The sequence below is a fragment of the Pseudomonas sp. NPDC088429 genome (assembly GCF_044753305.1).
Taxonomy (GTDB): Bacteria; Pseudomonadota; Gammaproteobacteria; order Pseudomonadales; family Pseudomonadaceae; genus Aquipseudomonas; species Aquipseudomonas rustica.
Map to the genome: position 1 here is coordinate 35,579 of NZ_JBIVMX010000006.1, position 20,184 is coordinate 55,762.

Genomic DNA, 20,184 nt, shown 5'->3' on the forward strand with positions numbered 1-20,184 from the left:
TGTGAAAAAAGCGTCAAGAACGGGACAAATCCAGCAATAGCAAGCACTTGATGGCCATTCGCCCCCAAAAATGGGCCTGTTATACAGGTGCAACATGTCATTTTGCTGACACGCTTTTCTCACCCTGCGCTATACCCCTTTTGACAGTCTCATTTCGAACTCTTTCCACCGTCTTACGAGGCACGCCAATATGGACGTGAGCGTATTTGGTACGGGCTATGTTGGCCTGATACAAGCAGCAGCACTTGCCGATGTTGGACACCGCGTTTTATGCGTGGATATTGATCCGAATAAAATCAAGCAACTGCAACAAGCAGTTCCTCCGATTAGTGAACCGGGTTTATCCAGCACCCTGGAAGAAAACATCAAAGCCGGGCGCTTATTGTTCAGCACCCAGGCCAGTGATGCGGTTGAACATGCTGAGCTGATCTTCATCGCCGTGGGCACGCCGGCCGATGAGGATGGCTCTGCTGACCTGAGCCACGTGCTCAACGTCGCCCGGCAAATCGCCTCGTTCATGGAGGCTGATCGCACGCTGATCATCAAATCGACGGTGCCGGTCGGCACGGCGGATCAGGTGCTCGCCGCTGCCAACAGTGAACTGCTGCGTCGCGGCAAATCCGAGCTGAACGTGCGCGTGGTCTCTAACCCCGAATTTCTCAAGGAAGGCAGCGCCCTCGCCGATTGCATGCGCCCCGACCGGATCATCGTCGGTACCCGCGACGAAGCGGCCCGCGAGCAGATGAGCGAGTTGTACGCGCCGTTCTGCCGCAACCACGAAAAATTGATGTTCATGGACAACCGCAGCGCCGAGCTGACCAAGTACGCCGCCAACGCGATGCTCGCCACGCGTATCAGCTTCATGAACGAACTGGCCAACCTCACCGAACTGCTCGGTGCCGATATCGAAGCCGTGCGCAAAGGCATCGGTTCTGATCCGCGCATCGGTTACCACTTCATCTATCCGGGCTGCGGCTTCGGTGGCTCGTGCTTTCCCAAGGATCTGCGCGCCCTGCTGCACACCGCCGAACACAACGGCATGCCGCTGAAATTGCTGCGCAGCGTCACCGACGTCAACGACCTGCAGCGGCACATCCTGTTCAGCAAACTCAAAGCGCAATTTCCGCAAGGCCTGGCCGGCAAGTCCATCGCCATTTGGGGTTTGGCGTTCAAACCGAACACCGATGACATGCGCGAAGCCCCGAGCCGTTATCTGATGGATGCACTGTGGGCCGAAGGCGCTAGCGTGCAGGCCTACGATCCGGAAGCGATGTCCGAGTGCCGACGCCTCTATGGCTACCGCAACGATCTGCACCTGTGCGCCACCCGCGACGACACCCTTGAAGACGCCGATGCATTGGTGATCTGCACCGAGTGGAAAAACTTCCGCGTGGTCGATTTCGAATTGCTCGCCGAAAAGCTGCGCTCGAAAGTCATCGTCGATGGCCGCAACCTCTACAACCCGGAACACGTCGCCGCCGCCGGCCTGCACTACAGCGGCATCGGCCTGCGCCATATCGCGCCCGAAGGACCACGGCCATGAAGGTGCTGGTCACCGGTGCGGCCGGTTTCATTGGCGCTCATTGCGTATTGCGGCTGATGCGCGACGGCCACTCGGTGGTCGGCCTGGATAATTTCAACAGCTACTACGACCCGCAACTCAAGCACGACCGCGTGCAATGGGTGCGCGAGCAGGTCGGCGATTTCCAGCTCGCGACGGTTGACCTGGCCGATGCCGCAGCCGTCGACGCGCTGTTTGTCCGTGAACGCCCGCAGGTGGTGATTCACCTCGCGGCGCAGGCCGGGGTGCGTTATTCGCTGGAAAATCCACGGGCGTATCTGGACAGCAACCTCAATGGTTTCCTCAACATTCTGGAGAGCTGCCGGCATCACCCGGTCGAGCACTTGATCTACGCCTCGTCGAGTTCAGTGTACGGCGCCAACCAGCACACGCCCTACTCCGTGAAGGACGGCGTCAATCATCCGCTGTCGCTGTACGCCGCCACCAAAAAAGCCAATGAACTGATGGCGCACAGCTACAGCCATCTATTCGGCATTCCCTGTACCGGCCTGCGCTTTTTCACCGTGTACGGCCCTTGGGGCCGGCCAGACATGTCGCCGATCCAGTTCGCCCGGGCAATCAGCGAAGGCGAGCCGCTGAAGCTGTTCAATTACGGCGAGCATCAACGCGACTTCACCTACATCGACGACATCATCGAAAGCATTGCCCGCCTCACCGATCGCCCACCACAAGCGCAACCGCAGTGGGATCGCGAGCAGCCTGACCCGGCCAGCAGCATGGCGCCGTGGCGACTGTTCAACATCGGCGGGCAACACCCGGTCGAGCTGAAAACCTATCTGGCGCTGATGGAAAAACACCTCGGCCAGAACGCCATTGTCGAGCTGCTGCCGCTACAACCGGGCGACGTGCTCAACACCTGTGCCGACACCAGCGATCTGGCCCAGGCCACCGGGTTCCAGCCACGCATAGAGCTGGACGAAGGACTTGGACGCTTCATCGCATGGTTTCGCGATTACTACCCGACTGCCTATCGCCCACGCGCCGCTCGCGGCTGAACATCAGCGGAGGACTTTATGACTGGACATGAAAAAGGTGTACCGATCCAACAACTGCAGCGTGATAAACGCATGGATCCGGAGCAGCGAATGCGCCTCGATGCAGCGATTCATCGCCAGGGCCGTGGCTGGTTCACCGGCCGTGACGGCGGTCGCCCATGGCAACTGTCGCGCACCAACCGCGTGGTCGCTTGCCTCGGTGCGCTGATGATTCTGCTGCTGATTTCGCCGCTGCTGCTCGGGCTGGCGCTGGCCATCAAGTACTCCAGCAAAGGCCCGGTGATGTTCGTGCAGAAACGCACCGGTTATCGCGGTCGCAAGTTCGGCATGTACAAATTCCGCACCATGGTCGCCAACGCCGAAGAATTGAAAGAGTCGCTGCGTCACCTCAACAAGCACGGTGCCGACGCCATCGACTTCAAGATTGATCAGGATCCACGCATCACCGGTATCGGCGGTTTTCTGCGGCGCACCAGCCTCGATGAACTGCCCAACCTGATCAATGTAGTGACCGGCGACATGCGCCTGGTCGGCCCGCGTCCGACCTCGTTCAACGCCTATCGCTACAAGGACAGTCACCTCGCCCGTCTGGCGATTTATCCCGGAATGACCGGCCTCTGGCAGATCTCCGGGCGCAGCAACATCGACTTCGACCAGCGCGTTGAGTTGGACCTCAGCTACATCGCCGAGCAGAGCCTTTTGCTTGATCTGAAGATTCTGTTGAAAACCCCCTTCAAAGTATTCAGCGGCCACGGAGCAAGCTAATGGACGGTTCAACCAACAAAAGCCTGAGCATTGCCAACCCCAGCGAATCGAACCTGACCTCGACCGTGCTGGATCTTGATCTGCGGATCCTGTTCCTGACCGCCGCCAACCCCGGCGCCGGCACCACCACCAGTGCGTTGGCGCTGGCCAGCCAGTTGGCGCAAATGAGCAGCGGCCAGGTGCTGTTGGTCGACGCCAGCCAGTCGGCGAGCAATCTGACGCAGCAGCTGAACCTGAGCAAAGAGCGCGGCCTGCGTGACTTGCTGTTCAACCCGGACAACCCGCCGCTGTTGCAGGACTGCGTGGTGCAGGTCTCAAGCCTGCCGTTCCACGTACTGCCGAATGGCCGGCCGATCCGCACCATGGAGCACCTGACCGCCGAGCGTCTGAGCCCGTTGCTTGATCAACTGGGCAGCCAGTATCGCTTCGTCGTGATCGACGGCGACGCGGTGTACTCCGCCGCCGACACGCTGGTCATCAGTACCCAAGTGGATGGCGTGGTGTTTGTGGTTCGCGCTGAGGACACTCGCTGGGAAGTCGCTCAGGCCGCCGTGCAACGCCTGACGCAGGCTGGCGCGAAAGTGGTCGGCAGCGTGTTCAACCGGCGCAAGTACTACATGCCCAAATGGCTTTACAAAAACCTGTAAGCAACCGCGAAGGATGACGCCATGAACGCCAAAATGCTTGTCCTGCTGTTGCTGCCGCTCGCAGGTTGCTCCAGCAATTCTGAAACGCAAAACATGCCGGTGAATATCCTCACCGCCGCGCCGGCCAACGCCCAAGCGACGGATATGCCGAAGATCGAGCAGACCCTGCGCCCGCAGGATGTGCTCGACGTGATCTTCCATATCAGCACCAGCGGCTCGGACGCTTACCGCGTGCAGTCGGGTGACCAGATCGGCCTGAACTTCACCGCCGCCAGCCAGCTCAACGGCAATCAATTGGTGCTGCCCGATGGCAGCATCGAACTGCCGGGCGCCAACACTTCGGTGAAAATCGCCGGGCTGACCAGTGATCAGGCACGCGAAGAAATCCAGCGTGCCTATCAGCGCAAACAGCTGTTCCAGCCCAATCGCAATCAGTTGACCGTGCAGATCATCAGCCCGCTGACCAATGAGCAAAACCTGAAAAGCGCGCTGAATCACCCGGCCACCGGCATGAGCCGCGAGATCACTGTCGGCACCGATGGCTACGCGAGTTTCCCGGAAATCGGTGCTGTGCCGCTGCAAGGCATGACCGTCAATCAACTGGAAACCTTCCTCAACAAGAAGTACGCGCAACTGCCGGGCCGGATGACCGTGGACGTGCTGCTGAAATCCACCGCCGGCAACGAAATCTATGTGCTCGGCGAAGTCGGCCAACCGGGTTCCTACCCGATCCGCCGGCCGGTCTCGGTGCTTGAAGCGCTGACCCTGGCTCGTGGCACCAACGTCAAGGCACGCCTTGATTCGGTGGTGATCATGCGCCGCAACGGTAATCAGGTGCAGGCCGTGCGTTACGACGTCGAGAAGGCCCTGTCGGGCGAGGCGCCGCAAATCGCCTACCTGCAACCGGACGACATGCTCTACGTGCCGAAAACCAAACTGGCCAGCGCCGGCGAACTCGCCCGTCAACTGGCCGACGTGGTGCTGTTCCAGGGCGTCGGGTTCAGCTTCGGCTACCGCGTCGACAACAAAGACAGTGACAGCAACTAACTCTCAGGTGACCGACATGAATCCAAAGGAAAACTACCTGCACGAGTTCTTCAGGATCTTTTTCGCCAACAAGCAATTGGTGAAACGGGTCTTCCTGATCTTTGCAGTGATCGCCCTGCTCCTGCCGCTGTTGCTCAAACAGAGCTTCGATATCACCGCGCAGGTGATCGTGCAGTCGAAAAAACTCTCTCAGGGTGACGCCACCACGTCGCTCACCGTGGACAACGCCACGTTCATTCCGCCGTCGCTGGCGGACATGGAAACCGAGAGCAATATCCTCCGTTCGCCGGCGCTGATCCGTCAGACCATCAGCGAACTGCGCGACAAGGGCGAATACACGCCTTCGCCGGGCATGTTCAGCAAACTGGTGGCCGATCCGTTCAAGCGCTACGTCAGTTCGCCGCTGCGCCAGTACGTGATCAACCCGGTGCGCAACATGCTCGGGCTGGAGACCGATCCGGTGCGTGACACCGCGCTCGACGCCCTGACCCAGCAAGCCATCGACAGCCTGAAAATCGAGACGCTGCCAGGTTCCAACGTGATCTCGATCATCTACAGCTTCCCTGATCCGCATCAGGGCACGACGTTTGTCGCCGCCCTCTTGCAGAACTATCTGGTGAGCCGTCAGGCCCTTCAATCAATCGACTTGCCGCAGTCCTTCTACGAGTCGAAAAAGCAGCTCTACCAAGTGCGTCTCGATGGCCTGGAAGGTAACCGTCAGGCCTTGCTGGAAAGCGTCGGCGCGTCGGATCCGAAGGAAGAAATCACCTTCCGCCTCAACGCGATCAACACCGAAGAACAAGCGCTGAACCTGTATCAGGATCGCCTGCTGCAGAGCCAGCGCTGGCTCGAATACCTGAAAACCGCACTGGCGGCTGCGAGCACTAACAAGCTCAACGACTACACCTTCCCCTACACCTTCACCACCACCGTCGACAACGTGGCGTTCGAAGATCGGGAGATCAAACAGATGGGCGAGCAACTGACCACTCAGGTCAGCCGCTACATGAATGATCTGGCGGTGTTCCAGCCTGGCAGCGAGCCGATGCTGCTGACCCGCGAGCAAATCGCCCGCACCCGTAGCCAGTTCCTCAAAGTGGTGAGCAACCGCATTCAGGAACGCACCAACGATCTGGCGGTGGTCAAGCAGGTGATCGATCAGAAAACCGCGCGCATCGCCCAGTTCAAGAACCGCATCCACGAGTTGCAGCAGACTCAGAGCAAGCTGCGGCAGATGGACACCGAGATCGACGCGCTGCACGCTGCGTTTTCAACCTACGCCCAGCGGTTCGCCGAAAGCAGCACCACCCGTTCGCTCAGCGACGACCTGTCCAACGCCCGGGTGCTCAGCCCGCCGTTCGAACCGACCGAAGCGGCGTTCCCGAAACCGGGCCTGATCATTCCGTTCGGCATGCTCACCGGGTTGCTGTTGGCGATTGCCTTCGTCTACGTGCGTGAGTTCTTCGATCACCGCTTCAAACACCCGGCGCAAATCAGCCACGAGCTGGGCATTCCGGTGCTGTTGGTGATCAACGACCAAAACGTGCTGCCGAGCAATCCGCACAAGAACTGGACCGTACCAAGCTTCCTGCACTGGGTGCGCAATTGAGCAGCGCATCCGCCCCGAATACCGCGCTGCCGATCATTCATTTGCTCAGCAGCGGCGGTTTCTATGGGGCCGAGCGCATGTTGCTGGATCATTGTCTGGCGACGCCGGGGCAGCATCAGGTGCTGTTCCTCGACGCGCCAGCAGAACTGATCGCGCGTTTTCGCGAGGCCGGGGTGGACTGTCGCGGTTGTGCCGGACTAGCGGAATTGCTGCAGCACTTGCGTCAGCGTCGCGCTGAAAAACCGCTGATCAATACGCACAATTTCAAAGGGCTGTTGTTCGGATGGATTGGCGCAACGCTGTTGCGCCTGCCGTTGGTCATCACTCAACACGGTTTCACGCCGCGCAGCCGCAAGCAGAAGTTTTACACCTGGCTCAGCCTGCAACTGTGCCGCACCGCGTCGGTGGATCGGGTGGTCTGCGTGGCGGAAAGCATCGCCACGCTGCACCGTGAGGCCAGCGTGCGCGCGGATAAATTGCAAGTCATTCCCAACGGTTTGCCGGCGGCTGCGGCCATGATTCCCGATGCCGATCGGCAACGCTGGCTGGCCGGTTACGTTGGTCGCTTGAGCAGCGAGAAAGGCCCGGATCTGTTTCTCGACGCGCTGATTCCGCTGTGTCACCAGCATCCGCAACTGGACGCAGTGATGCTCGGCGACGGCCCGGAACGCGAGGCGTTGCAGGCGCGGATCGACAACGCCGGGTTGCAGCAACGCATTCGTTTGCCGGGTTATCAGACGGCGATGCAACCGTGGTGGCAGCAACTCGATGCACTGGTGATCAGCTCGCGCACCGAAGGCACCCCGATGATTTTGCTCGAAGCCATGCAGGCCGGGGTGCCGGTGGTGGCGTTCGCTGTCGGCGGGATTCCCGACGTGCTGGAACACCGGCACAACGGTTTACTCGCGACACCGGCCGATTGCGCCGACCTCAGCCGTCAGCTCGACACCTTGCTGAGCGAGCCGAAACTGGCCCGGCAACTGCGTGACAACGCAAAACGCACGCAACAGGATCGCTACGACCTCAAGGCCCTGGCCGAACGCTGGTCGCAGCTGTACATCCGCACGGCACGGGAGGCACGCGCATGATTTTCCCGCTCTCGATCGTCAGTTTGCTCGGTCTGGTCTGCATCGCTTTGCTGGCCAGCCCTTATCCGTTTCTGGCGCCGGGAGTGGTGCTCGGCCTGGTCGGTTTTGCGGTGCTGTACCGCAAGCCGACCTGGGGCCTGCTCGGTATCGCTGCACTGGTGCCGTTCGAAGGTTTCTTCAAGGACAGTTCGTTTTCCGGGAGTAAATTGCTCGGTGCCGGGCTGGCGGTGATCCTGATGCTGCAACTGGCGCTGCATCAAATTCCTTCGGAGCGCCTGCGCAGCAATATCTGGCGCTACCTGATCTGGTTCATGGTTCTGTACTTTTTGAGCATGCTCAACACCGATGATCTGGGCATGTCACTAGGGCATCTGCGTGAACTCAGCGTCGGCCTGATTCTGTTTGTCATCACCCTGTTGATCGGCCGCGACCTTAATCTCGACCTGTTCGCCCGCCTCGTCACCCTTGCCGTCAGCACCACCTGCGCAATGGCGATGTTCTCGGCCAAATTCCAGGATCAGGGCCGCGCGGCGGGCCTGCTCGAAGACCCCAACGCTTTCGCCATGCTGATTGCCTTCGCGGTGCCGATGGGTTTGCTGCTGGTGATTCGTAGCCCGAATACCCTGCACCGGTTGTTCTGGGGCGGTTGCTGCCTGCTGTTGCTGGGCGGAATGACCAAAACCGAATCGCGCTCCGGGCTGGTGGTGTTGGCGCTGAGCTTGTTGATCGGCTGCTGGCATTACCGTTCGCAACTGACCCACATTCGTCCACGGCACTTGGGTTTTGCCATGCTCGGCGCGGCCATTGTGATTCCCCTGGCGATCTACGCGATGCCGGCCGGTTACATGGCGCGCATCCAGTCCTTGAGTATTCTCAGCGCCGGTTCCAAGGCGCAGGACGAATCCCTCGGCCGCCGCGCTTCGTACATCGTCGTTGGCAGCCAGATGATCCGCGAGAACCCGCTGCTCGGCTCCGGCCCCGGCACCTTCCCGCTGCATTACGCGACCACCGGTTACGCCAAAGCCTTTTCCGCCAACCGCAAAATCGGCGACTTGTACCGTCGCGCGCACAACACCTACCTGGAAATTTTCAGTGAGCTGGGCGTGCCTGCCGGGCTGTTGTTTGTCGGCATGCTTGCCCTCGGTCTGTACAACCTGATTCGCGCGCGGGCGGCGTGGATGCTGCGCCGCGATGCGTATCAGGCGGATCTGATGACCCACCTCGGCGTGAGTTTTCTGTCGCTGACGCTGTTCCTGATGTTCCTCAGCGCGCCGAACCAGAAATACGTGTGGATCATGCTCGCGCTGACCAGTGTTCTGCGTCTGAAAGCCGAGCAAGCACCGCTGACCACGGAGGCCAGAGCATGAGCCGGATCAGCATCGTCATTCCGATGTTCAACGAAGCCCGGCACATTGGCCGCACGCTGCTCGCGGCGCAAAAAGCCGCGCACGCGGCTGATATCGAGTGCGAACTGATCGTCGTCGATAACGGCTCGACCGATGAAGGCCCGCACATCGCCCGCCAGTTTGGCGCGACGGTATTGGTCTTGCCGGGCTTGTTGATCGGCGCGTTGCGCAATCGCGGCACCGCGGTCGCCAGCGGTGAATGGCTGGCGTTTATCGATGCCGACATTGAAATGCCGGAAGACTGGTTGAAGCCGCTGTTCGAATTGGAAGCTAGCGGCCAGGCCGATGTCTTTGCGCTGGATCTGCACACCCCCGCCGAGGCGCCGTGGTACGCCACCGCGTGGCAGCGGCGCACCTTGCGCGTGTCGTCGCAGACTTCGCACGCCGTCGACTGGCTGCCCAGCGCAAACCTGTTGATGCGCCGGCGCTGGTTCGACAAGGTCGGTGGCTTCAACGAAACCCTGCGCACCGGCGAGGACAAGGAATTCACGTTGCGCCTGCATGAACAGGGCGCACGGTTGCTGTCGATCAACAACAGCGTCGCCCTGCACTGGGGTTACGAGATGAACTGGCGCGAGTGGATGGGCAAGGAATTGTGGCGTCAGGGCAGTCACCTGCAACTGCTGCGTACCCACGGTTTCAGCCTGCGCCTGCTGCGTTTTCCGATGCTATCGCTGTTCGTATGGTTGCTGGATTTTCTGGCGATTTCGGCGCTGCTTGATGGCTTCCCGCATCACGCGGCGATCATGGTCGCCATCACCAGCCTGCCGGGTCTGGTGCTCAGCCTGCGCCAGAGCGCCAAACACCACGATATAGGCCTGACCCTGCAATTGTGGGGCCTGCACTGGGTGCGTCTGCACCTGGCCGGCGCCGCGTTCATTTTGAGTCTGTGTCATTGGAACGCCAGGAGGCCTGCCCGTGGCTGAATTCATTTTCTGGATGTGCCTGTTGCTGCCGGTCTACGCCTACGTCGGCTACCCGCTGCTGCTGACGCTGGTCGCGCCGCTGTTTCCGGCCTGGCGGCACACCCCGGCGCCGCCGCTGAATGTCAGCATCGTGATTGCGGCGCACAACGAAGCACGGCATATCGAGCACAAATTACGCACGTTGCTGGCGCAGGATTATCAGCCAGCAAACCTGCAAATCATTCTGGCCAGCGACGGTTCGACCGATGACACCGTGGCTTGCGCGCACAAAGTCGTTGACCCGCGCATCACCGTCCTCGACCTGCCGCGTCAGGGCAAAGCGGCGACGCTGAATGCCGGCGTAGCCCTGAGCACTGGCGACATTCTGGTGTTCACCGACGCTGACAACCAATGGTCACGGGAAACCCTCGGTTATCTGCTCGCGCCGCTGAGTGATCCGCAGGTCGGCGGCTGCGCCGGGCACATGGTCATTCCGGTCACCGGTGGTGGTTTGAGCGTCGGCGACAGCCTCTATCGGCATTACGAAGGTTGGTTGCGCCGGGTCGAGAACCGCACCGGTTGCATGGTCTCCGCCGACGGCGCCCTGCTCGCCTTGCGCCGCGAGTTGTTCCAGAACGTGCCGGCCGAGGTTAACGACGATTTCTTTATCAGCACCTGCGCACCGGTGGCGCACAAACGCATCGTCTATGTGCCGGAAGCGCAAGTGATCGACCACGGTGTCGATGAAGCAGACAAACAATTCCGGCGCCGTCAGCGCGTCACCGTCGGCGGTTTGCAAAGCCTCGCGCAACGTCGCGAGCTGCTCAATCCGCTGAAATATGGCCTGTATTCGATCGCGTTGATCAGTCACAAACTGATCCGCCGACTGGCGCCGATCCTGTTGCTGCCGCTGCTGCTGAGTAATTTCTGGCTGTGGAACGAGCACGGTTTTTACCGCCTCGCCCTGATCGCGCAACTGATCGGCTACGCCATCGCGATTGCCGGGCTGCTGGATTCGCAACACCGTTTGCCAAAACCCTTCCGCCTCGCTGCGTTTCTGCTGGTCACCCTCGCCGGGATGAGTCTTGGCCTGTGGCAGTTCCTGCGCGGTCAGCGGTATGCCCAGTGGAATCCCGAACAGAACCGTTAAAAGGACTGAAGCCATGGCGATCAAACAACTGCTAAAACGCACCAGTGGCTGGCTCTATCTCAACTCGTCGATGGGCCGCAACCAGTTGCACGGCGCCGGGGTGATTCTGATGCTGCACCGGGTGCTGGCCAACGACCGCGCCGCCAACCTGCCGCACCGCAATGAACTGTGCGTCGGGCCCAAGGCCTTCGAGCATTTGCTGGTGTGGTTGCGCAAACATTTCGATTGCGTGCCGTTGATGGAAATCCTTCAGCCCAACTCTCTACGCACCGAGCGCCCACGGGTGGCGCTTACTTTCGACGATGGTTGGCGCGACAACGCAGTCAACGCCTTCCCGTTGCTGCAAAAACATCAGGTGCCGGCGAGCATTTTCCTCTCCACCGATTTCATCGGCAGCCGTCAGCGTTTCTGGTGGGAAAGCCTCGGTGAAACCCTGTGGGGCAGCCACGGCGAAAAGGCGCGGATGCATTTGATCGAGTGCCTGCAAATGATGCATCACCCCTTGCCGGTGATGCTCGATGACATCGATGTCGACCGCCGCAGCCTGGCGTTACTGCATTACCTGCAAGGGCTGAAGTCGCTTGACCCGAAGGAGCTGGAAAAGCTCACCGACGAATGCCCAACGGAATCGCAACCGCAAGCGCTGGACTGGCATCAAGTCCGCGCGCTGGAAGCTTCGGGACTGGTGCGTTTCGGCCCGCATGGCGCCAGTCACGCCATCCTCACCGGCCTTGATGATCAGCGCCTGAACGAAGAAATCAGCCGCAGCCGCGATGCTTTGTACAACGGCTGCAACCGGCCACTGCCGGTGTATTGCTACCCCAACGGCGACAACGATGAACGCGTGCGCGAGCAGATCGCCAATCACGATTATCCGTTCGCGCTCGGCACCGGCACCGGTATCTATCGCGGCGAAGGCGAACCGTTGAACCTGCCGCGTTTCGGCGTCAGTCAGCGCACCGCGCGCAATCCGGAATTGTTGTCGTGGCGGATTTTTCGCGGGGCGCGGCCATGAGCCGAGGCACCTACCTCAAACATCTGGCGCTGAGCATGGGCACCAAACTGGCGATGATCGCCCTGCGTTTGCTGCGCAACGTGCTGCTGGCGCGGATTCTCGGCCCGAGTGAGCGCGGCTTGTTTGCGCTGCTCAGCACCCTGCCCGACTTGATCAGCGCCGCCACCAGTGGCGGGCTCAATTCGGCGGTGGGTTTTCAGGCTGCCAAGCAGCGGCCGATGGGGTTGTTGCTGAGTCAAGTGTTGGTGTTTGGTTGTTTGCTGGCAGCGCTGCTGACCTTGCTGGTAGTGGCGCTGGTGCGTGAGTTTGGCAGTGAACTGGATGTGACGATGCAACTCGGTTTGCTCGCCTGGCTGTTGCTGCTGGCGGTGCCGCTCACCGTGTTGAAAAGCGGCCTGCTGACGCTGCACAACGCCTCGGGTGGCGTGGTCGCGTTCAATGCCTTGCGTCTGGTCGAATCGCTGGCGCCGCTGTTGCTGTTTCTCGCACTGTTCTGGATGTGGAAAAGCGCCGCACTCGAAGCCGCGCTGATCAGTTGGCTCGCCGGGATCAGTCTGGTGGTGCTGGCCGGTTGGGTCTGGCTCAAACGCGCGCAGCCATTACAACTGCAATGGGATCGCGCCAGCCAGAAAGAACTGCTGCGCTACAGCGCGCGCAGTCATCCGGATCTGCTGTTTCAGCAAGTGATATTGCGCTCGGATTATCTGTTTATTGGCGCCCTGCTCGGCAGCACCGCCCTCGGTCATTACGCGATGGCCAGCGCGGCTGCAGAGTTGTTGCTGATCGTCCCGGAAGCGGTGACCACGCCGCTAATGAAACGCCTGCTGCAACAGGACGAAGGCATGGACAAGGTCACGCCGCTGGCCCTGCGCCTGACCGCGACGGTGATGCTCGGCGCGTGCCTGACCATGGCGGTGATTGGCGAATGGCTGATCGTCACGCTGTTTGGTGCGGTGTATCAACCGGCCTATCCGGCGCTGCTGGCGTTGCTGCCGGGGCTGTTGGGCCTGTGCTACGCAAGCATTTTACGCCTGGACTTGCTCGGTAAAAATCGCCCCGGCACGGTGTCGATGCTGATGGGTTTGGGCGCGCTGCTGAATCTGGCGCTGAACCTGGTGATGATTCCGGCTTACGGCATCGTCGGCGCGGCGGCGGCTTCGTCGATTGCGTATCTGGCAGTGACGGTGGCGATGCTGGTGCTTTATTGCCGCTTGAGCGGCGTGCCGTTCTGGCAAACCCTGATCATCCTGCCGCGCGACGTCACACCGATGTGGCTGATGCTGCAACGGCGGAAAACCGCATGAAAGGCCTGGCCCTGCTGATCGGTCTCGGCCTGTCGCTGGACGCCTTTGCGGCGTCGATGCGCTGGGGCGAGATTCGCGACGGCAGCCTGTATCTGCAAGCGGATCGTCCGGACACGGTAACCGTGCGCTGGACACCGGCGTGGCAGGCTGAGGCCAATGAAGAACATGTGTATTTGCTCGATGGCCAAGGCAAGTTGCAGGGTGATCGGTTCATCAAGGCCAGTGAAACCCGTGGCAGTCAGAGCTGGCCGCTGCAGCCCGGCGCGGCGAGTTATCGACTGGAAATTCCCGGCTACAGCTTCCGCAATTATCGCGTCGAACATGACGAGCGCACGGTGGCGTTGTTCGCCCCAGCGAAAGTGCATTTCAGCGCCGATACGCACAATGGCGACGAGTTGTATTTCAAAGTCGCAGCGGGCGAGCACGCGGTGCTGGCCGGCAAGTTTCATGGCGGCGTCAGCGGTTTGCAGGCTCAACGCGTTGGCGATGATCAACAACTGACACTGGCGCTGAAACCTTATCGCGCCTATTGGCAGTTCGATCAGGTCGCCCTGCCCGTCAGCGAGCGCGAACAGGTCTGGCGCCTGCGTTTGCAAGGCAGCGGCAAAGCAGCGTTCTGGCTGGATGGCACGGCCAACCTGTTTGCGCAGAATCCGCAGCAACTGAAGCCGCTGCGCGAAGACGCCGGGCACACCCGTTTGACCCTGCACGACAAAGTCCTCGGGCGCACGCCGGATCTGGGCATCGCCCTGCCCTACGTGATGCCGCCGCCGGCCAGTCACGCCGTGCTGGACGCGCTGAAACCGACCGCGGCGAGTTACTACAGTTTTGTCGATGTGACGGCGAAGAACCCGCATTTCGAAGACGCGTTCCGAAAGGTGTATCAGGATCGTTTCGGCATCAAACAAGACATCACCTTGCTCGCTGGCAGTCAGCGGCAGGCGGATCTGCGCGCCGATGTGCAGAGCAACAGCGGCCTCGATGCGTGGCTGGCCAGCACCCGAGCGCTGGGCGGCAAAGGCACGCATTACATTGGTTTTGCCGATGAGCCGAATCTCAACTATTCGAGCTACGCGCAGTATCAGGCGATTTTCGCCAGCATGGCTCGGCAGGTGCGCAGCGATCCGGCGAATGCCAAGGCTGGTGTGCGCATTGCCATGCCGGCCAGTTCGCGACTGGTCAACGGGCCGTTCGCCGATAACGCGGCGGGCAAGCGCGGGATCGATTGGGCGCGGCGTTTGCTTAGCGAATCAGGCGATCAGGTCGATGCGCTGGCGTGGCACGAATGGATGATTCGCGACCTGCTCGCCACGCGCGTTTATCGCGACAGCGTGCGCCGCGCCGCCGACCTGGTTGGCCTCGACAGCAAAGGTCAGCCGCGCAAGGCCTTGCTGCTCGATCAGACCAATATGTCCAGCGGCTCCAGCCTCAGCCCCTACGATCAGGAAACCCACTACGCTTCGCTGTGGTGGGCGTCGGTGGTGATCAACGCTTCACAGGACGGCTTGTTGAGCATGCTCAACTGGTTCCAGGCTGCCGATGAGCCGCAATATCCCAAGGGCATGTTGCGGGTTTCGGCGGATGAACAACGTTTCGAGTTGAAACCGGTCGGCCTGGCGCAACAGTTTATCGCCCAGCATTGGCTGCATCAGGTGCTGTGGCTGGAAAACGATTCCTTTGAAGTCGATGTGCTGGCGATGGCCGGCGACGATCAGCGCGGCTTGCTCGGCGTCAACAAAGGCACGCGCCTGCAGCGCATGGAACTGAGCGGCGCCACGTGCCCGCTGCACAACGGCGCCTTGCGCTACTTCGGCACCGACAACCGCAGCCGCGACGCACCGTTCACCTGCCGCGATGGACGCGTCAGCTTTGATCTGCCAGGCCAGACCCTGTTTGCACTGAGCTGGATCGCGTCATGAAGCCAATTCCGAACATTCATGAGAAAGGCCAGGCGAACTTTAACCCCGATGTGATTGAGCTTTTGTGGCGAGGGGATTTATCCCCGTTCGGCTGCGCAGCAGTCGTCGCTTCTTATCCTGTTAAAGCGGGGCCGCTTCGCAGCCCAACGGGGATAAATCCCCTCGCCACAGGCGTTCTCTCAACAATTGGGGTCGCTGCGCCGAAAGGTTCAGGAGCACGCACCATGGGCATCGTCAGCAAACTCAGCGAGCACATCAAACAAAAAGGCCTGCGCGCCACTTTGGCGAAAGCCTGGAAACACTATGTTTTTTCCCATCAGGAACTGCTGTGGATGGAGCGTGATCTGGTCAGCCCGGTGCCGCCGCACAACCTCAAACCCTACCCGCCATTGCAGGTAGTGAAGATCACGCCAGACAACGCCAGCGCCTTCGCCCGCAACTTCGGTGACCGCGTCGGCACCATGGCTGAACTGGCCAACGAAGGCCACACCGGGCACATGCACCTCGACGATCAAGGCGCTGCCGTGGCGTTCATCTGGGGCAGTTCGCGGGACTATTTCGACCGGCATTACTACGGCTGCCTGTTCCCGGTGAAACCGGGCGAATTCTTCGAGTTTGGCGGCGAGTTGACCCGCAAATATTGGGGCACCGAGCTGTCGGTGGATCTGCAACTGGAGCTGTGGAAAGCCATGGCTGCACAGGGTTGCGACAAGGTCGTCGATGTCTGCGAATTTCACAACATCCCGGCGCTCAAGCTGCACCTGCGCATGGGCTATACCGAACAGGGACGGATCATGAATGTTTACACCTTGTTCAGTCGCTGGCGCTTCTACCGCGAAACCCGCTACAGCGGCTCGCGTCTGGACGCACTGCGCAAACCGTCCCGTCCACCCGTAACAGCAACGGCGGCCTGAGCCTATGGTGACGCGATTTGAATGGCGCACTTCACTGTGCGCCGCCGATTTCCCCGAAGCAGCGTATGAAGCGCTGCGTCTGCGGGTGACGGATCACACGCCGTTCAACAGCCTTGGTTGGTTGTGCGCGGCCGAGCAGGCCCTTGGTACGGATGAGCGTCTGCACATCCTGCTGGGTTGGGAAGCGGACGAATTGCGTCTGTGCCTGCCGCTGGTGGCGAGTCGCGAACGCTTTGCCGGCGTGCCGTTTCGGGTGCTGCATCACTTGGGTTATCCGCTGGCGGATCGCTTGGCGCTGCTGTCGTTGTTGGGCGCTGAGGACATGCGTCAGGCGCTGAATATGATTCGCCAACGTGTGCCCCACGCGCTGCTGCAACTCAATGAATTGTCCGAACCTGCCGGTGAAGAAAGTGCGCTCACCGAATGGATGGCGCACAGCTCCACCGGTGAACGACGGCTGAGTTGTCGAGTGCCGGTGCACCTGATCAGCGAGGCCGATCATCAGGAAGTCTCCGGTGATCCGCGCTACAAACTGCGACGGGCGCGCAAGCGGATTGCCGCGTGTGGCGCTGAGGTGCGCAGAATTATTCCCGACGCGATGAGCATGGGCCCGTTGTTGCAGGCCATCAGCGAAGTCGAAGCGGTGAGCTGGAAAGGTGATGAAGGCGTAGGCATTTTTGCCAGCGAACCCAGTCGCCAATTGATCGAACGCGCGTTCATCGCCCTCGCCGGCCAAGGCCTGGTTCGGGTGGTCACGCTGGAGTTGAACGGGCGCTGCATCAGCTATCGCCTCGGCCTGCTGGAGCAAGGTCGGCTCTACGATTACAACCTCGCCTTCCTGCCGCAATACGCCGATCTGGGCAGCGGCCGGGTGTTGCTGGAGGAATGGATTCGCTGGGGGCTCGACGATCACTGGCACTGGATCGATGCCTCGCGGGTCAGCCTGGAAAACTCCAGCCATCAACTGCACGAACGCATGACCGGACAACTGGAGCACTGGCGCTGGAGTTTTTATTCCTGGCGGCCGAGTGGTCTTGTCCTCGGCCTGGGCTTGCGCCTGTGGCATCGACTCAAGCCGCGCGTACAAGCCTGGCGGGCGCGGCGTGCCGAGCAAGCGAAACCTGTTTTGAAACCTGTTGCGATCACCACGGAGGGCGAACATGCCACGCCAAGTCATAGTCAACGCTGACGATTTCGGCCTCAGCCCGAACGAAAACGCGGTGATCTTCGCTGCCTTTCAGGCCGGGGTCATCAGTTCTGCCACGGCCATGGCCAACATGCCGGCGTTCGAAGCGGCGTGCGCGATGGCCCGGCATCCGACGTTGCAAGGCCGGGTTGGATTGCACTTCAACCTGACCTACGGGCGGCCGTTGAGTCAGGCGATTTTCAAGCGCCGTACCTTCTGCGACGACCATGGCGTGTTCGACTTGAGTCTGCCGCGCCATCGGTTGTGGCTCAGTCGCGAAGACCGCGAGGCGGTGCGTGAAGAATTGCAGGCGCAGTGGCAGCGTTGCGTCGATCACGGCGTGCGGCCGAGTCATATCGATTCCCACCAGCACGTGCATAACATCTGGCCGATTGGCGAGATCGTCGCGCGGTTTGCCGCGCATCAAGGTGTGCCGATTCGACTGGCGCGCAATCTGGGGCAAAACCTCAATCTGCCCAAGCGCGTGTTCAAGGGTTTGCTCAATTGGCGCTTGCAGAGTCTGGCTGGTGTGACGGCTGACTATGTGTGCACGCCGATCGACCTGCGTAACGACAGCGCGCCGACCGACGGCGTGCTGGAAATCGTCGCGCACCCGACGCAACTGGGCGCCGATTTTGGTGATGCTTATCTCAACCCTGACGAGTCCCTGAGCCGCGTGCTAGAGCAGCGGTTGACGGGCGTTCCACGGGTTTCCTACGCCGATCTGAACAAGGATTTTCTACGCGGTACCGCCGCACTCGATTGAGTTACATACCTTGCAATACTTTCCAAGATGGCACTTTGAAATGAACTGGCAAGGGTGATCTATACCCACAAAGCGACCACAACAACACCGGGCTTCGGCCACGGAGGGCATCATGAGCTTTATCAAAAAACTACAAGAACGCATCCGCCAAAAAGGCCTGGGCCGCACCTTCGGCACGTTGTGGAAACGTTACGTGTTTTTCCATTGGGAACTGTTGTGGATGGAGCGTGACCTGGTCACCCCGGTGCCGCCGCACAAGCTGCGTCCATACGAGGGCCTGAGCAAAGTCGACATCACCCCGGAGAACGCGATCGCGTTCAGCAAACATTTCGGTGACCGCGTGGAGACCATGGCGGAGCTCGCCGCCGAGGGTCACACCGGGCATATGTACCTCGATGCGGATGGGCATGCGGTGGGGTTCATCTGGGGCAGCATTCGCGACTATCACGACCGTCATTATTACGGCTGCACCTTCCCGGTGAAGCAGGGTGAATTCTTTGAGTTTGGCGGCGAGATGATCCGCACGTATTTCGGCAGCAGCCTGTCGGTGGACGTGCAGGTGGCGCTGTGGGAAGCGATGGCGGCGCAGGGTTGCAACAAGGTGGTGGACGTCTGTGAGACGCACAATATTCCGGCGCTGAAGCTGCACATTCGCATGGGCTATCACGAGCAGGGGCGCGTGATGCACGTGTATTGCCTGTTCGGACGCTGGAAGTTTTTCCGTGAGACGCGGTATGAGGGATCGCGGCTTGAACCGCTGCGCAAACCGGGGCGGCCGGTGGTGAGTGCGGCGGCGCAGGCTTGATTGTCTTTCGGAATTTGCAGTGGCTTTGTTGCCGCCTTCGCGAGCAGGCTCACTCCTACAAGGGATCTGCTATGCGCCGAATACCATTGTAGGAGCTGCCGAAGGCTGCGATCTTTTGACTTTGAAGATCAAAAGATCGCAGCCTTCGGCAGCTCCTACAGGATTTGTGTATGGCGCATAGCCAATGTGGGTCGACTCACTAAAGCATTCAGGTCTTGATGGCGACCAGGGTAAAGCACATCGGCATCTGCGCCTCGCGATTCAAATACTGGTCATACACCTCTTCCCGGTTCGAGTGCGCATACTCCTTGAAGTGCGCAATATTCAGCCCCGCCGCCATGGCAGCACTGAAAATATCCCCCAGCGTGTGCACAAACCAATACGACTTCGCCGCCTGCTGCTCAACCTTGCCGACATACACAATCGGCTCCTCCTGCACAAATGGCTCGGTGCGGAAGTACGAACTGGCGAGCTGATACGGATCTTCCGCATCCGGATCAACCATTTCCAGAAACGGATGGGTTTCATAGATCACCAGTTTCCCTCCCGGTTTCAGCGTCGAGACGACATGACGGAAAAACTCGCCAATGTCCGGCATCCAGCCGAACACGCCAATGGTGATCAGCGCCACGTCAAAACGGTTGTGCAAGGACGCCGGCAAATGATGGATATCGGTCTCGATGAACTCGGCGTTGTGCGGTGAACGGCGGTTCAGCTCACGCGCCTGATCAAGAAACGCCGCCGACTGATCGACCCCGACCACACTCCGCGCACCGTGGGCAAACAGCGACAGACTCTCGCGGCCATTGTTGCAGCACAGCTGAATCACATCCTTACCATCGACCTCAAGCAACCCGCTCAAGGTCTCATCAAGACAAGAGAAATCCGCCTGCGCAACTTCGCTGAGCACGGCCTGCCAGTCAGGCGAATCCTCATGATGGCGGGCGGAATCGTTCCACGCCTGTCGATTACTCTCGATGGCGGTTTCGTTATTGGGCACTTCCATGGCGCACTCCGGACGATGCTCGTAATTGAGCGAAACCGAGTCTAGATCACCCCGCCAATCGCGATTGTTGCAAAC

18 protein-coding genes are annotated in these 20,184 nt (G+C 60.4%); 17 read left to right on the forward strand and 1 reads right to left on the reverse strand.

All coding sequences use genetic code 11. The annotated features are described in order from the left end of the window. The first annotated feature begins 190 nt into the window (after positions 1–190). From ACIP66_RS05880 to ACIP66_RS05960, 17 genes are all read left to right on the forward strand, one after another. Positions 191–1,543: a UDP-glucose dehydrogenase family protein gene (locus ACIP66_RS05880; protein ID WP_400646234.1), complete on the forward strand. Its 1,353-nt coding sequence runs from the start codon at positions 191–193 to the stop codon at positions 1,541–1,543. Then, positions 1,540–2,577 carry an NAD-dependent epimerase/dehydratase family protein gene (locus tag ACIP66_RS05885; protein ID WP_400646237.1) on the forward strand — a complete coding sequence of 346 codons (1,038 nt, stop codon included), beginning with the start codon at positions 1,540–1,542 and terminating at the stop codon, positions 2,575–2,577. The genes ACIP66_RS05880 and ACIP66_RS05885 overlap by 4 nt, the downstream gene beginning before the upstream one ends. An 18-nt stretch (positions 2,578–2,595) precedes the next feature. Continuing rightward, the gene (locus ACIP66_RS05890; protein ID WP_053119140.1) at positions 2,596–3,342 is read left to right on the forward strand and encodes a sugar transferase; all 747 of its coding nucleotides are present in this window, start codon (positions 2,596–2,598) and stop codon (positions 3,340–3,342) included. Further along, positions 3,342–3,989, forward strand: coding sequence for a CpsD/CapB family tyrosine-protein kinase (locus tag ACIP66_RS05895; protein WP_008084477.1), 648 nt, complete (start codon positions 3,342–3,344; stop codon positions 3,987–3,989). The genes ACIP66_RS05890 and ACIP66_RS05895 overlap by 1 nt, the downstream gene beginning before the upstream one ends. Positions 3,990–4,010: 21 nt before the next feature. After that, positions 4,011–5,036: a polysaccharide biosynthesis/export family protein gene (locus ACIP66_RS05900; protein ID WP_053119138.1), complete on the forward strand. Its 1,026-nt coding sequence runs from the start codon at positions 4,011–4,013 to the stop codon at positions 5,034–5,036. Positions 5,037–5,052: 16 nt separating this feature from the next. Beyond that, positions 5,053–6,645: a Wzz/FepE/Etk N-terminal domain-containing protein gene (locus ACIP66_RS05905; protein ID WP_053119136.1), complete on the forward strand. Its 1,593-nt coding sequence runs from the start codon at positions 5,053–5,055 to the stop codon at positions 6,643–6,645. Next, complete coding sequence (locus ACIP66_RS05910) at positions 6,642–7,733, forward strand: glycosyltransferase family 4 protein (RefSeq protein ID WP_400646241.1); 1,092 nt, start codon at positions 6,642–6,644, stop codon at positions 7,731–7,733. Before ACIP66_RS05905 ends, ACIP66_RS05910 begins: the two co-directional genes overlap by 4 nt. Continuing rightward, a complete protein-coding gene (locus ACIP66_RS05915) occupies positions 7,730–9,100 on the forward strand; it encodes an O-antigen ligase family protein (RefSeq protein WP_400646243.1) in 1,371 nt (456 codons plus the stop codon). The genes ACIP66_RS05910 and ACIP66_RS05915 overlap by 4 nt, the downstream gene beginning before the upstream one ends. Further along, positions 9,097–10,065: a glycosyltransferase gene (locus ACIP66_RS05920; RefSeq protein ID WP_400646246.1), complete on the forward strand. Its 969-nt coding sequence runs from the start codon at positions 9,097–9,099 to the stop codon at positions 10,063–10,065. Before ACIP66_RS05915 ends, ACIP66_RS05920 begins: the two co-directional genes overlap by 4 nt. Beyond that, complete coding sequence (locus tag ACIP66_RS05925) at positions 10,058–11,194, forward strand: glycosyltransferase (RefSeq protein WP_400646249.1); 1,137 nt, start codon at positions 10,058–10,060, stop codon at positions 11,192–11,194. Before ACIP66_RS05920 ends, ACIP66_RS05925 begins: the two co-directional genes overlap by 8 nt. A gap of 13 nt (positions 11,195–11,207) precedes the next feature. Next, a complete protein-coding gene (locus ACIP66_RS05930) occupies positions 11,208–12,209 on the forward strand; it encodes a polysaccharide deacetylase family protein (protein ID WP_400646252.1) in 1,002 nt (333 codons plus the stop codon). After that, positions 12,206–13,513, forward strand: a complete 1,308-nt coding sequence (locus tag ACIP66_RS05935) for a lipopolysaccharide biosynthesis protein (RefSeq protein ID WP_053119195.1) — start codon at positions 12,206–12,208, stop codon at positions 13,511–13,513. The genes ACIP66_RS05930 and ACIP66_RS05935 overlap by 4 nt, the downstream gene beginning before the upstream one ends. Next, on the forward strand, positions 13,510–15,432 hold the full coding sequence (locus tag ACIP66_RS05940; protein ID WP_400646255.1) for a hypothetical protein: 1,923 nt from the start codon (positions 13,510–13,512) through the stop codon (positions 15,430–15,432). The genes ACIP66_RS05935 and ACIP66_RS05940 overlap by 4 nt, the downstream gene beginning before the upstream one ends. 224 nt (positions 15,433–15,656) lie before the next feature. Beyond that, positions 15,657–16,346: a hypothetical protein gene (locus tag ACIP66_RS05945; RefSeq protein WP_053119122.1), complete on the forward strand. Its 690-nt coding sequence runs from the start codon at positions 15,657–15,659 to the stop codon at positions 16,344–16,346. 4 nt (positions 16,347–16,350) lie between these two features. Next, positions 16,351–17,535 (forward strand): GNAT family N-acetyltransferase, encoded by a 1,185-nt coding sequence (locus ACIP66_RS05950; protein ID WP_400646257.1) that lies wholly within the window; start codon positions 16,351–16,353, stop codon positions 17,533–17,535. Then, a complete protein-coding gene (locus tag ACIP66_RS05955; RefSeq protein ID WP_400646260.1) occupies positions 17,507–18,298 on the forward strand; it encodes a ChbG/HpnK family deacetylase in 792 nt (263 codons plus the stop codon). Before ACIP66_RS05950 ends, ACIP66_RS05955 begins: the two co-directional genes overlap by 29 nt. Positions 18,299–18,410: 112 nt before the next feature. Next, positions 18,411–19,103 (forward strand): N-acetyltransferase, encoded by a 693-nt coding sequence (locus ACIP66_RS05960; RefSeq protein WP_400646262.1) that lies wholly within the window; start codon positions 18,411–18,413, stop codon positions 19,101–19,103. 208 nt (positions 19,104–19,311) lie between these two features. On the opposite strand, the gene ACIP66_RS05965 is transcribed toward ACIP66_RS05960, so the two are convergent. Continuing rightward, complete coding sequence (locus ACIP66_RS05965) at positions 19,312–20,109, reverse strand: class I SAM-dependent methyltransferase (protein ID WP_400646265.1); 798 nt, start codon at positions 20,107–20,109, stop codon at positions 19,312–19,314. Positions 20,110–20,184: the final 75 nt, after the last annotated feature.